The organism is Bacillus cereus group sp. N21 (assembly GCF_016483395.1).
GTDB lineage: Bacteria > Bacillota > Bacilli > Bacillales > Bacillaceae_G > Bacillus_A > Bacillus_A pseudomycoides.
In genome coordinates this window covers 73,198-86,275 of sequence record NZ_JAEHBX010000003.1, presented here as the reverse complement: position 1 = coordinate 86,275, position 13,078 = coordinate 73,198, and the positions used below count along the sequence as shown (strand labels likewise).

Sequence of the window (13,078 nt, the reverse complement as noted above, 5' to 3'; positions counted from 1 at the left end):
TTACTCTTTATCAACCTTTCCACATGATGAATCATATCAATAGACTTTCCATATTGTCAATAACTTTTATGACCTAGTAATAAAATGTGGTTATATTTTTATAATAATATTTTATTTCACCAAAGGAAAAGCATAGGTTTTATAAGCTTTTATCCATTATATATATAAATACTTTCACATATAAGAAAGTCTGCTTCACTCAAGAAAAGCTTATATATGAACATCAATAATTCTTTATAGAATCGACTGTCATTTAAAATAACCTTATAAAGGAATACTCATTTTTATTATATTAGAATAATATTTATGTTTTGTAAATATTTAAAACTTATTCTTAATTTCTTCTGTTCACTGTACAGTAGTATCTCCTTCTCCTAGATTGAAAATAAGCTACATGAATTTTATATAAATTGGAAAAAATAAGTAGTAAATTATTTTAAAACAGGAGGGACATACGATGACAAACAATTCATTTCCCCAATTTCCAGAACCGTACTGGCGCGATTCTACTTCATTCCCTATTTTCCCCAAGCTATCAGAAAATATAAAAGCAGAAGTTGCAATTATTGGTGCTGGAATTACAGGCATCACAACTGCTTATTTACTTGCAAAAGAGGGCATGAAAGTTGTTTTAATCGATTCCGGAAATATTTTAAATGGAACGACAGGCCATACGACTGCAAAAATCACAGCACAACACGATCTCATTTATGATGAGCTCATTGATCATTTTGGAGCTGATCAAGCGCGCCTCTACTATGAGGCAAACGAAAAAGCATTGCAATTTATAAAAGAAACAGTCCGAACAAATAACATTGATTGTGACTTTACTGAAGAGGACGCCTACTTATATACAACTTGCAATGACGGATTACGGAAATTAACAAAAGAATATGAAGCTTATAAAAAACTAAATATTCCTTGTGACTATGTAGAGTCCATTCCACTTCCTATCTCAGTTCAGGGAGCACTTGTTATGAAAAAACAAGCACAGTTCCATCCTCTTCATTATTTAAAGAACCTTGTTGAACAGTTTATTGAAGCAGGCGGAACAATCTATGAGCAAACCACTGCAATCGATATCGAGAAAGGATTCTATCCGCAAGTCATTACAAAAGATGGCCATCGTATTACATGTGGATATGTCGTCTCCTGTTCTCATTTTCCTTTCTATGATGCAAATAGCTTTTTCTTCACAAGAATGTATGCAGAACGTTCCTACGTTCTAGCTATAAAAGCAAAAAAAGATTATCCCGGAGGCATGTATTTAAGCATAGACACTCCTACACGCTCCTTACGTTACACAACAGTAAATGGAGAAAAAATTATTCTTGTTGGGGGTGAAAGTCATAAAACAGGACAAGGAATCAATACAATGCTTCATTATGAAGCATTGCACTCTTTCGCAGAAGAAACATTTGGAATAGATGCAATCCCTTACAGATGGTCAGCACAAGACTTAATTACCCTAGATAAACTACCTTACATCGGCCATATTAATGAAAATAATCCAAATATATTCGTTGCAACAGGTTATCGAAAATGGGGGATGACAACAGGAACTGCTGCAGCTCAACTACTAAAGGACTCTATTACAAAAATAGATAACCCGTATAAAGAACTCTTTGCCCCATCACGATTCCATGCAGATCCAGATATAAAAACATTTGTTTCTCAAAACCTTGATGTAGCAAAACATTTGATCGAAGGCAAGTTAGAATTTGCTCTGCGTAAACCAGAAGATCTTGAAAATGGTGAAGGTGCCGTTGTAAGAGTACATGGAAAACGTGCAGGCGCTTATAAAGACAACGAAGGAAAATTGCATATTGTTGATACGACCTGTACACACCTTGGCTGTGAAGTAGAATGGAATAGCGGTGATTGTACGTGGGATTGTCCTTGTCATGGATCACGCTTTTCAATTGAAGGAGATGTAATTGAGGGGCCGGCAGATAAGCCGTTAAAACGGGTTGATGGAGAATAAAGTTAACTAAAACAAACAGAGCACCAATCTACTGGTGCTCTTTCTCAAATAACATATCCCGAAACAAGCCATTCAACCTCTCAACCTCAATGCCCTTTCCCTTTTCAATACCTTTCACATACTCTTGATAATACTTTATCTGCCTCTCTAAAAATTCATTTAATACGATAATCTTCGGACCAGCGTCTAACTCAACACCATCCTTTTTCTTTAGTAGTAAATCTTCAATTTCATCAAAAAGCTCTTGTTCTAGCGACAATTCAGTAATGAATCGTTCAAATTCTACAGGCGGCAATGTCCCTTTCTCTTCTAACCATTTGCAAGCTAAAATAGGGCGCAATACATAGAAGTACTTTTTCAACTTCACGCTCTCTCCTTGTAGAAATTCACGATAGTTTTTTGAAGCCATATGTAAGTAGTGATACATCGTTGCTTTAGGATCAAAATCATTTTCGCTCATTTTCTGTAGACGCTCTGGAAGATCAGAGTTCTTAGAATAAAAGATTGGAGAACGGATCCATTCTAATAGTGCTGGATTTGATTTTGCAAATAACTGCAGAGCTTTTCTAATATCCCAACCGCTTATATCTAAAGCATCACTAATTGGATACTCAATCACATCACGTTTTTCATTAATAGATAAATACCAGTCTACTGAATGAATGTATACAAATCTAACATCATAATCACTATCTTTCGACTGAAATCCCCATGCACGACTTCCAGATTCGACAGCAAATAAAATTTTCACATTGTTCTCTTTTTCAATTCTCTGTAATTCTAATTGAATTTTATCCCTCATATATATCATCCTCATTTTCTGATCATTTCCCTGGAAATTCGACAAATATAATCTACTTATTATTGGCGTGTTATTCTACTTTTAACATCAATATCTCAGTAACTCTATAGTATGTAACATAACTAAATTTAAAAGGAAGCTGCTAGGCCTTCCCTGGCAGCTCTATAAACATTTCATTTTTGTTGCTCGCTAACAAGCTTTGCAATTCGCTCAAACTCACCCTGAATTTCATTTTTATACATATCTACTTTTGTAAAATCCATCGCAGCAATATAAATCCGTTCTAATTTATCTCGAACTGCTTTTGCCTTCGCTAAGAACGACATTGCTTCACTCATTTTTGTTTTGTATTGAATGGAAACATCCCGAATTTCTGTTGCATATTTTTCATCCGTTCCTGGCGTAACGATGAGATCATACATATCAATAATCTCATCACCTTCTCGCTCTGGAAAATATTCATGTGGCGCGGTGCTGTCAAAGATCGCAAAACCTAATTCTCTTACAATAATCATATCTAGGCTATTTGGATCAAAGCCGCAATGATATACTTCAACTTCAAATCCTTTCTCTTCCGCTGCCCCAGCTAATTTTTTTAACATCGTTGATTTTCCTGAACCCGGGCGTCCTTTTATAAAATAACGATGCGGGATATCTTCTGTTAAATTTGGAACGAAATCAACCGCCCCTTTTGGTGTTGCTGCCCCTAAGAAACGGTGCTTTACCACCGCTTGTTTTCCTTTGTTATCTGCAAATAACTTTTGTATAAGCTGGCTTGTTAATTCATTCGCTTTTTGAAAATCAATATTATTAATATAAATTTTCTCCCAATCATCATGTATAACTAATGCCTCTTTGAAACAAATATATGCTGATTGAAATGCATCGCTTGCTTCCGATATATAACGTACAATTTCATTTTTATGTTTTCGTAATTTCCCTGAGTCCCAAGCAACACCTAAGTTTACGTATTCTTCCACAACTCCAGGTGTTTTTGGCTCAATGACATGTGGTGCTGTTCCATCTACAATTCCTACTTTTAATTTTGGAATAATAATACCATCGATGGATTTATTATCAGAAGAACAATGTAACAGTTCAATATCATATCCTCTTCCAACCCACTCACGCCCAATTGCTTTCATCAATGAGGATTTCCCTGTCCCTGGACCACCTTTCAAAATGAAAAGTCTTTCCAATCCCCTTACATTTTCCTCATATAAACTATAAAAACCTCTCGCGGTATTTCCTCCAGCATAATAATTTAAAATTTTCCCTGTCACTGCCCTCACTCCTTTATAGCAGTCTACTTACATAAGTTACAATATGCACGACGCTTCAATTGGGTGAATACCTATTTTTTTATTCTTGCAACAAAAAAGCAGAGATCATCATTGACCTCTGCTTCGATATTTTCGATTTAAATTAAGAAAAAACTGTTCAATCCGAGGACGAACCCATGCAAAATAATCTTTATCTTTCTTTTTCTTACAAATAATTTCTTTTCCATCAACCATTCCGACAAGCTCTAGTTCCAACAATTGCCTCGTAAATTCTAGAATATTCACTTCTTCTTTTGGATACTCTTCCTTTAGCTTTTCTTCAATTTCTCCCAATAAAAATCCGTCACGCATCATTGCAAGTGCATCAATCCAAAGTGGCGGCATTTCATATTTTTCTCCTGTAATTGTATCCTTTACAATATAATTCTTTTGATCTTTTCGAAATTGAATAGTGTGTAAACATACGGTCGAATTTAATGTTAGTTCCATCGTACCACCTCTGTCATAATATCAGCATAGAAAAAAGGATGCATGTGCACCCCTCTTTTTTAATTCACATAAAACCCAATTCAATATAAACATTCATACAAGTAAAAACTACAAACCGGTACATGAGTAATAAAACTACATGTCGATATTTTCCTCCATTATAAACTAAGTTTTTTATAAAAAAAAGCATTCTTGAAGCTTTTTATAAAATGTTTATATTTACACAACAAGAGCACTTTTCTGAAAAGTACTCTTGTCTTTAAATTCTATATAGTTGGCAATGTCACTTCTACTTTTGTCCCTGTGCCAATGTTACTTTTGAATTGAATCATCCCTTGATGCTCTTCAATAATTTTATTTGTAATGATTAAACCAAGACCAGTTCCATTTTCCTTTGTCGTATAAACAGACTTTCCAAGTCTCTCTATTCTTTCGCTATCCATACCGCATCCCTCATCTTGAATGCAAATAAACAATTTTTCTTCTATCGTTTTATAGGCAGAAATTCTCAAATCTTCACCATGCATCATCGATTCAATCCCATTTTTCACAAGATTTAATAAGACTTGCTTTAATTGTTTTTCATCACCCTTTATATCAGGTAACGCCTCATCTACTTGTATATGTATTTTTACAGCGTACTGCATTGCATAACTTTCCATCAAATGAACAACATATAACAGAACTTTTCGCATATCACATAATTGATACATTGTTGGTTTCGGTTTTCCAAGTAACATTAACTCACTAACAAATCCATTGATTCTCTCAATTTCCTGCAGCATAATATCATAACTAGCATTATCAGCTAGATTGCGCTCTTTTTGAATTTGAGTAAAGCCCTTTAAAGTCATTCCTATCTAACTTTTACGTCATGTGAAATTTCTAGTAATATTATCCTATATAAAATAGCTATACTATTTTTATTCTAACTTCCTTTCATACCATAACACTAAAAGAGGGAGTGAACAAACTCCCCCTGTTAACAATTACACAAAATGAAACCTTAATCAGTGGAAGCCTCATTCCACACTGATTATTAGTCCTCACCAATCTGGTTTTTACAGTCAGTTGATCCACCACCTAACCTCTTCGCTTTCGCTGAACTTTGAGGTGAAGGTCTTACTGCCCACAAATGGCGGGATAAATTATATCCACTTCACCCGCTCATGAAGCAATCCATCCGTAAATGAATTATCACCCATCACAAAATCTTTCATATAAACATGTAAATATTCACCATACTTACTTTTTGTATTAAGTAATAATTCCTCAACATAATACACACCTGGTGAAAATATATCTAGCAGTAAACTGGACAAACCAGCATAGATTCCGCAACCAACTTGAAAATAAGTCGCGTTTGTCTTATATTTCTGGAAAACTTCACTACTATTCATTACATTGTACATATATTTTTCATTGTCTTCATAGACAAGTAACACACCAACTAAATCTTCTCCGACTATTTCTTCCTCTGCTGGATTAAAAACTTTTCGATTCCAATTCCATAATTTATCCACATCATCTAGATTTTTTCGAATTAAATCTGTTGTATATTCATTAATACGATAAAGAAAACCCACTTCCATATCAAATGTTTTACCAAGAATCAGAACTTCTTCATGTGGCATTAGGCAACCATGAAACTCTTTCTCTCCTAATCTCACTTTATATTCCGAAGCATATACATCCTCATAAAAATAGATGGGCCGATGATGACTCACATACATTGGATAACTTAATATTGCTTCATCAAGAAAACGTTCTACCGCCCATGAAGCATACAGTGTATTAGGTTTTATAAGACTTTGGTCTGCAAAGAAAGAATAATCATGCTCTATAATATAACACGCACGTGGTTTTTTTCCCGGTTGTTCTTTCATAAGCTGTACAACCATCCATTGAACAACACCAGGATTCATTCCCGATCCTATGATAGCTCTTGTATTTATAAAATTATTTTTTCCTTTTCAAATCTCGTATAACGTTCTGTAAGCTGAAACCCCTTTAAGCTATCATCCTGATCCACCTGCTCATTCTCCAAAGCTGAATTTACATACGAAATACCTAATTCATTACAACAACTAAGTATACGAATCGTATCTGCTCCGGAAACGTCGATAACTACACCTGCATCCGTTTTCTGTAAATGCTGTTTAAACAGTATTGTATTTTGAAGATCCATTTCATGAAGAAAGAATTTCCCCTTTAAATTCGGAAATAATTCGTCATAATAGCTTTTTTCCTTTTGCTTTATATCAACGAGATGAAACTTTAAATCTTTTATCATAGAATAGATGGGATCATTTATATTCGCCACAGTTTGATTTAAAACTGCCAATACTGCTTTAGCGGCTCCTCCCCCACTACCAAGTAATGTAATTGAAAAAGAATGTCTAAGCTGACTCACCCTGAAAACCCCTTTAATATTTAGTTAGATAATACATAATCTATTCAATTTTGAAAGGATAGCTTGGACATAATAAACATGCTCGTACACATTTTTTATTATAAAAATATACCTTTCTCTCTTACTAATCCATGATTAAATAAATTAAATATTTAATCAGTGAGGAGATGTCTTCATCCCTCACTGATAGTTAGCCCTCACCAATCGGGCTTTTACGGGATAAAAATAGACTCGACCTTTTCTTTTACACACATAAAAGAAAAAGCAAGCCTTCTTAACAAGCTTACGGAAAATGAACCGATTTTACATGTTGAATATTTAAATATACTTTTTCATCACGCGCCTTGATCAATTCAATATGACCATCTTCAATTTTCGTCATCTTCCCAATTTTATTTGAATGTTCGCCTAAATCAAACACCATAATTTTCCTTGCCATTTTGATTAGTTGTTCTTCAAATGTTCTAGCTAGTGTAATATTTAATGGATTAACTGAAAGCTCATTTTTATTGAGGGAATACGGAATTTGATTTTCTTGATAGGGGATTAACCATTTTAGATGTTTTAAAGAAATATATACTGTTTTGTACACAGGACTATAGAATACTAAATAATCATTCATAACACTTGCAACATAACCATGAATAGGATAACCACCAGCTACATAAATCTCCGTAAAAATCCCTTTAGATGTGCTCAGTACTTTTCGAAGGGAAATTGATGGTGACTCTCTTTTAATAACAGAATCTGTTTCTGGCTTGTGTATTTCGGTCACAAGACTCGCCATAAATTTATAATATTGAATATGATATAAGGAAATATAGATGTAGTCTTTCCCATCATAAATAACAACAATATCATTGCCTACATCAATTAATAATCCTTTAAACCTTTTCTCGCCAATTAATTTAACATAGATATATTCTCCAATATTTTTGCTTAGTTCGTTCACCTGTATCCTCCTTTCTCCAAAGCGTAACTTCCTCTTTATCTCTCATTCACATGTAGCTAAAAAAGAATAATAGGGGGCTAAAACATGTATGCAAAGTGACACAATGCTCTCTTTCTATCTGTATGAATAGTAGAGGAGGGCATTTAGACTATAGTAAAATAATAGCAATTGAACAAAAAACATTCGCCACTACCTATTCCATACTGCCCCCTCTTATTTATCAAACATTACTCTTCTTCATCTTTATTAGTTTTAACGATTTGATTTACGTTTTTAATGTGAAAGTTAATAACGTAAATTACCTCATCACGGTTCACTAATGTAACGTATTCTTCATTTACATCACTTAATAAACCTTCTACGCTTTCTGGTCCACCGCGATTAATTTTGACCCATTTATACTTAAGACTACCTAGTATCTCTTGAAACGTTGCACCATCCGCATAGGATTGCTCAATAAAATAAGGATTTAACCCTATCTCTTTTGCCTTTTTTACAACACCCTTTACATGCTTCTGTTGATAATAAATGACCTCTCCTGTATTTCCTTGAAGAACGAGATAATCATCACCTGCTGCCAGCAACACACCTGTACGGCTTTCTGGTCCACCAAGGTTTACTTTTACACCTTGATAAACCAAGCTTTTTATTTGATTTTCAGGAAATATATTTTCCAATTTCATCCCTCCTTCCCCTCTTTTGTTATTATTTGGATCGATTATATCGACTTGATTGTCTTGTTGCTCTTGCTCTTGAATATTGAACATATGCTGTCTGATCGGATTTTTGGTTATTTGACTGATAATCATCTTCTTCTAGTGCTTGCAGACCATAATTCATACTTTTAATATGGAAATGTGGAATCTGTACAACTTCCTCTTTTACAATTAATGTCACATATTCAGAAGAAACATCTTGTAGAATTCCTTCAATCTTTTCTGGACCGCCGCGGTTAATTTTCACCCAACGATACTTTAAATTTTGAAGTAAGCCTTGAAAATCTTCACCTTGTGCAAATGTTGGTAAAACTCCAATGTCTGCAGCAACATCTTTCGCATTTTTTGTAATACTTTTTAGATGTTGAAACTGATAATAGTAAAACGTTCTGTTTTCACTCAATAAAATAAAATGATCCGAATACACTGCGACCACTGTACCTTTTTGAGACTCTGGTCCACCTCGATTCACTCTAACACTCTCTCCAATCAATCCATACAGCAAATCACTACTAATCGTGCTCATGAGAAAACCCCTTTCATTGTTTTATAAGTCGTTTGCACTGATAGTATATGTATCTGTACAGGTTACGTTCTCTATGATTGTCCCATTATATAAAAATATGTTTTTAACACGGGGGTACATCTATCCAATATGTATATCTCTGATGTACAAAAGACTAGCATGGCTTCTATCAATACCCAGCATGTCATTAGCCGCCATTTATGCACACAATTTTACTATTTCATCATAAAAAAATACCGTTTCAAGATACTTATCCTACAGATCTTGAAACAGTATTTATAAAGTGAAACTTTACTTAGTGGAGGATTTTTCATCCTCCATTAATATTAGCCCTCACCAATCGGGCTTTTACGGGCAATTTATTCTCCACCTAGCTTCTTTACTTTTGTTGAAATTAAAGTGGGAATATTACTGCCCACAAATAGCAGGATAAAAATGATTCTGTATCATTTTTCATAGAGTACTACGCTATAGGCCCATGAGTTTTAATCTTCGTCTTTTACATCCATATCCTCTGGAATTGGCTCATTTAATATTTCTTCTACTAACTGTTTATATTTTTCCATTTGCTCTAAATGCGCATTGAACTGTTCTTTATTCAGCAAATATTGCTCACCGTCATACACGGCTCGAATTCGTTTTTGCTGAACCAATTCTTCAATGTAAGATTCCGGAATATTTAAATATTCTGCTGCTTCTTTTACCGTTATATACAATTGTTTCATTCCCTTATTATTTTTTATGTCTACATTATTATAAAAGATTTTTATAAATAAAATAAAAAGATTTTGTAAATACAAATCAAAAAGCAGGTAGATGCATTCCATATATTGTATAATAATATAGTAAGTATTAAAAAAATATAGATGGCATTTATCCATTTACACAAAGGAGAGTTAAACATATGGCTACTCGTCACATCATTACAATGTTAGAGCAATCATTACAAACTGAAACAACAAATACTGCTTCTCAGCTTTCTAAAGCTTTACCAAAAAGAATCATTGAGCAAACAAAGGCTGCAAATGAAAGCGTAAACTATAATACAATTGGAGAATGGTATAAACATCATTTCATATTTCAACAAGATGATTTCCTTTGGGCTAAATATGCTTACTATGATGCATACTGTGAAGCGTTACAAAACCAGGGACATCTTACAAAACGTGTACGTCACATACTAGAATCTATGGCTAGAAAACACGGGAAACAATATATTGCCTCTGTGCAAAATAAGCAGTTTCCTGATCAGTACGCACAAGGAACAGCATAATTTTCCTTGTCTATAAAAAATATGAACCACAAAAAAAGATTTACAAATCAAACGTTCACGTCTTTTACATGTATTCTCTTCCCAAAATACATGTAAAAGACGTGAACTGAAGAAACCAGTGTAATACAAATGATAAAAAACATAGTAATTATATAAATACCCAGCCTACTTCCTTACTTAATAAAGATTAGGAAAGTAACTGGGTGTTTATCCATTAAAAAGATATTTATTTCAAATCTCTCATAATTCATTTACATATTCTTCTCTATTCATTCCTTTCCATTCTTTAACCTTCTCAACACGACCGATTATTTCATCATTCGCTTAATAAGTTCTCGGTTACGTTGTTTGAAAACATCATTATGGGAAGAGACCATTCCATATTCACTCGCATCTGGTTGGATAAATTGTTTTGCTTTATTTACAGCATTTCCAGCATCTTGGAAAGCACCAGCTATTAAGTGCAATTTGCCTTCATGCTTTAAAATATCTCCAGCAGCATATAGCCCTTCTATTGAAGATTCACTGTTCGCACTCCCGGCAATAAAATAATTATCAACGATTTCAACATTTAGTTCACTATTTTCCAATAATGTCATATCACGTTCATACCCATGATTAATAATGACTTCGTCAATAGGTAAATGAGAAACTTCACCTGTTTCATGATTCGTTAACTCAATATATTCAATTGCTTCGTGATTATCATCAGCCATCAACTTTGTAATCGACATATTAAAGAGACAATCCACTGAACTATTCATAAGCTGAGTAACTTGTGCTTCATGACCAGCTAAGGTATCTTTTCTATATGTTAAATAAACCTTTTTCGCAATGGGCTCTAATTCATTTGCCCAATCGATCGCTGAGTTTCCTCCACCTGAAATAATTACAGTCTTATCTTTAAAACCCTTTAAAGATTTGACAGTATAATTTAAATTTGATACTTCAAACCTCTCTGCACCTTCAATTGCTAACTTTTGTGGTTTTAATATTCCACTTCCAGTAGCTACAATAACTGTTTTTGAAAAATGCCTTTGACCAGAGAAAGTTGTTAGCACAAAAACTCCCTCTTCATTCCGAGTGATTGACTCTATCTTTTCATTCAACACTACTTCTGGATGAAATGTTAACCCTTGCTCCACAAGCTGCTCAATTAACTGCGCTCCAGTAACTGGCGGCAGTCCCCCGATATCCCAAATCATTTTTTCTGGATAAACGTGTATCTTTCCACCTAACTGTGGTTGAAATTCAATTATTTTTGTTTTCATCTCTCTTAGTCCACTATAAAACGCTGAATAAAGCCCTGCCGGACCTCCTCCAATCACGGTCACATCAAATAATTCTTCTGGATTCATTTATGTTCACTCCCCAGCCATCAAATATAATCGATTATCATTCTCAATAAAATATAACCTTTTTCCTTCAGGTTTTCAATCAAAATAACTATTGACAATAAAAAATATAAAATTATATTATTAAAGAATCGATATTGATAATCATTATCTATTTGTAAACTATTAACAAATTTGTAGGGGAAATAGCGGCTCGTTTATTTATAGATCACTCAAGTATTTTATTATAATAAATCTCAATATCAAGATTTATAAGATTCCTTAACTACTAAGTGCAAGACATCTATCCCGTTAGAAAGCTATATAAAAAAGGAGAAAGAAAAAATGAAAAAGTTATTCATTTCACTTACAGTTCTATTCATACTCGTTATGAGTGCTTGTAGCAACGGTTCGACAGATAAGAAAAACGATTCAAATGCAAAGGGAAGCAAATCAGAAACAATTACATACCAATCTGAGAATGGTAAAGTTGAAGTTCCTGCAAATCCAAAACGCGTTGTTGTACTATCATCATTCGCAGGTAACGTAATGTCTTTAGGTGTAAACCTTGTTGGTGTAGATTCATGGTCTAAAATGAATCCGCGTTTTGAGAATAAATTAAAAGATGTTACAGAAGTATCTGATGAAAATGTTGAAAAAATTATCGAATTAAATCCAGATTTAATCATTGGTTTATCAAACATTAAAAATATCGATAAGTTAAAGAAAATCGCTCCTACTGTAACATTCACATATGGGAAAGTTGACTACTTAACACAACATTTAGAAATCGGTAAACTACTAAATAAAGAAAAAGAAGCAAAAGCTTGGGTTGATGATTTCAAAAAACGTGCTGCTGCTGCAGGAAAAGATATTAAAGCAAAAATTGGTGAAGATACAACCGTTTCTGTTATTGAAAACTTCGACAAACAAATCTATGTATTCGGCGATAACTGGGGCCGTGGAACAGAAATCCTGTATCAAGAAATGAAATTAAAAATGCCGGAAAAAGTAAAAGAAAAAGCGCTAAAAGATGGCTACTATGCATTATCTGCTGAAGTTCTACCTGAGTATGCTGGGGATTACTTAATTATAAGTAAAAACAACGATACGAATAATTCATTCCAAGAAACAGAATCGTACAAAAACATTCCAGCTGTTAAAAACAATAAAGCATTTGAAATAAACGCGAAAGAATTCTATTTTAATGATCCAATCACATTAGATTTCCAACTAGATTTCTTCAAGAAAAGCTTTCTTGGTAAATAACACAACAATGAGGAATTCTTATTTAAAGAATTCCTCT

At 33.7% G+C, this 13,078-nt stretch carries 11 protein-coding genes and 2 pseudogenes; 3 read left to right on the top strand and 10 right to left on the bottom strand.

Features of this window, described 5'->3' with window-relative positions:
* The first annotated feature begins 457 nt into the window (after positions 1-457).
* Positions 458-1,984: an FAD-dependent oxidoreductase gene (locus JDS96_RS02525; RefSeq protein WP_003194721.1), complete on the top strand. Its 1,527-nt coding sequence runs from the start codon at positions 458-460 to the stop codon at positions 1,982-1,984.
* A 28-nt stretch (positions 1,985-2,012) separates the two neighbouring features.
* Here the strand turns inward: JDS96_RS02525 and JDS96_RS02520 are convergent, their stop codons facing one another.
* The 9 genes and pseudogenes from JDS96_RS02520 to JDS96_RS02480 form a co-directional block, all read right to left on the bottom strand.
* Positions 2,013-2,786 (bottom strand): nucleotidyltransferase domain-containing protein, encoded by a 774-nt coding sequence (locus tag JDS96_RS02520; protein WP_199665887.1) that lies wholly within the window; start codon positions 2,784-2,786, stop codon positions 2,013-2,015.
* Positions 2,787-2,959: 173 nt separating this feature from the next.
* Entirely contained in the window at positions 2,960-4,069 is a 1,110-nt protein-coding gene (locus tag JDS96_RS02515) for a PRK06851 family protein (RefSeq protein WP_003205635.1), read from the bottom strand.
* Between the two features lie 108 nt (positions 4,070-4,177).
* Positions 4,178-4,558, bottom strand: a complete 381-nt coding sequence (locus tag JDS96_RS02510) for a hypothetical protein (protein ID WP_003194716.1) — start codon at positions 4,556-4,558, stop codon at positions 4,178-4,180.
* Positions 4,559-4,824: 266 nt separating this feature from the next.
* Positions 4,825-5,406 (bottom strand): annotated as a pseudogene (locus JDS96_RS02505) (ATP-binding protein); the annotation flags it as partial.
* Positions 5,407-5,706: 300 nt separating this feature from the next.
* Positions 5,707-6,971 (bottom strand): annotated as a pseudogene (locus JDS96_RS02500) (S-adenosylmethionine decarboxylase related protein).
* Positions 6,972-7,254: 283 nt separating this feature from the next.
* Positions 7,255-7,923, bottom strand: a complete 669-nt coding sequence (locus tag JDS96_RS02495; RefSeq protein WP_199665886.1) for an LSm family protein — start codon at positions 7,921-7,923, stop codon at positions 7,255-7,257.
* Between the two features lie 227 nt (positions 7,924-8,150).
* A complete protein-coding gene (locus JDS96_RS02490; RefSeq protein ID WP_374220968.1) occupies positions 8,151-8,606 on the bottom strand; it encodes a spore coat protein in 456 nt (151 codons plus the stop codon).
* 22 nt (positions 8,607-8,628) lie between these two features.
* On the bottom strand, positions 8,629-9,165 hold the full coding sequence (locus JDS96_RS02485; RefSeq protein ID WP_003194708.1) for a hypothetical protein: 537 nt from the start codon (positions 9,163-9,165) through the stop codon (positions 8,629-8,631).
* Positions 9,166-9,650: 485 nt separating this feature from the next.
* Positions 9,651-9,890 (bottom strand): helix-turn-helix domain-containing protein, encoded by a 240-nt coding sequence (locus tag JDS96_RS02480; RefSeq protein ID WP_199665884.1) that lies wholly within the window; start codon positions 9,888-9,890, stop codon positions 9,651-9,653.
* Positions 9,891-10,069: 179 nt separating this feature from the next.
* Between JDS96_RS02480 and JDS96_RS02475 the strand changes: the two genes are divergently transcribed.
* Positions 10,070-10,438, top strand: coding sequence for a hypothetical protein (locus JDS96_RS02475; protein WP_003205643.1), 369 nt, complete (start codon positions 10,070-10,072; stop codon positions 10,436-10,438).
* Positions 10,439-10,746: 308 nt separating this feature from the next.
* Here the strand turns inward: JDS96_RS02475 and JDS96_RS02470 are convergent, their stop codons facing one another.
* Positions 10,747-11,796, bottom strand: a complete 1,050-nt coding sequence (locus tag JDS96_RS02470) for an NAD(P)/FAD-dependent oxidoreductase (protein WP_199665883.1) — start codon at positions 11,794-11,796, stop codon at positions 10,747-10,749.
* Positions 11,797-12,117: 321 nt separating this feature from the next.
* On the opposite strand from JDS96_RS02470, the gene JDS96_RS02465 reads away from it, so the two are divergent.
* Positions 12,118-13,041: an iron-hydroxamate ABC transporter substrate-binding protein gene (locus JDS96_RS02465; protein WP_033795832.1), complete on the top strand. Its 924-nt coding sequence runs from the start codon at positions 12,118-12,120 to the stop codon at positions 13,039-13,041.
* The last annotated feature ends 37 nt before the right edge of the window (positions 13,042-13,078 follow it).

What these genes read in the sequence shown, in the direction of transcription:
- JDS96_RS02525 (WP_003194721.1), top strand. Translation starts at nt 458, where the DNA reads ATGACAAACAATTCATTTCCCCAATTTCCAGAACCGTACTGGCGCGAT.
- JDS96_RS02520 (WP_199665887.1), bottom strand. Translation starts at nt 2,786, where the DNA reads ATGAGGGATAAAATTCAATTAGAATTACAGAGAATTGAAAAAGAGAAC.
- JDS96_RS02510 (WP_003194716.1), bottom strand. Translation starts at nt 4,558, where the DNA reads ATGGAACTAACATTAAATTCGACCGTATGTTTACACACTATTCAATTT.
- JDS96_RS02490 (WP_374220968.1), bottom strand. Translation starts at nt 8,606, where the DNA reads ATGAAATTGGAAAATATATTTCCTGAAAATCAAATAAAAAGCTTGGTT.
- JDS96_RS02485 (WP_003194708.1), bottom strand. Translation starts at nt 9,165, where the DNA reads ATGAGCACGATTAGTAGTGATTTGCTGTATGGATTGATTGGAGAGAGT.
- JDS96_RS02480 (WP_199665884.1), bottom strand. Translation starts at nt 9,890, where the DNA reads ATGAAACAATTGTATATAACGGTAAAAGAAGCAGCAGAATATTTAAAT.
- JDS96_RS02475 (WP_003205643.1), top strand. Translation starts at nt 10,070, where the DNA reads ATGGCTACTCGTCACATCATTACAATGTTAGAGCAATCATTACAAACT.
- JDS96_RS02470 (WP_199665883.1), bottom strand. Translation starts at nt 11,796, where the DNA reads ATGAATCCAGAAGAATTATTTGATGTGACCGTGATTGGAGGAGGTCCG.
- JDS96_RS02465 (WP_033795832.1), top strand. Translation starts at nt 12,118, where the DNA reads ATGAAAAAGTTATTCATTTCACTTACAGTTCTATTCATACTCGTTATG.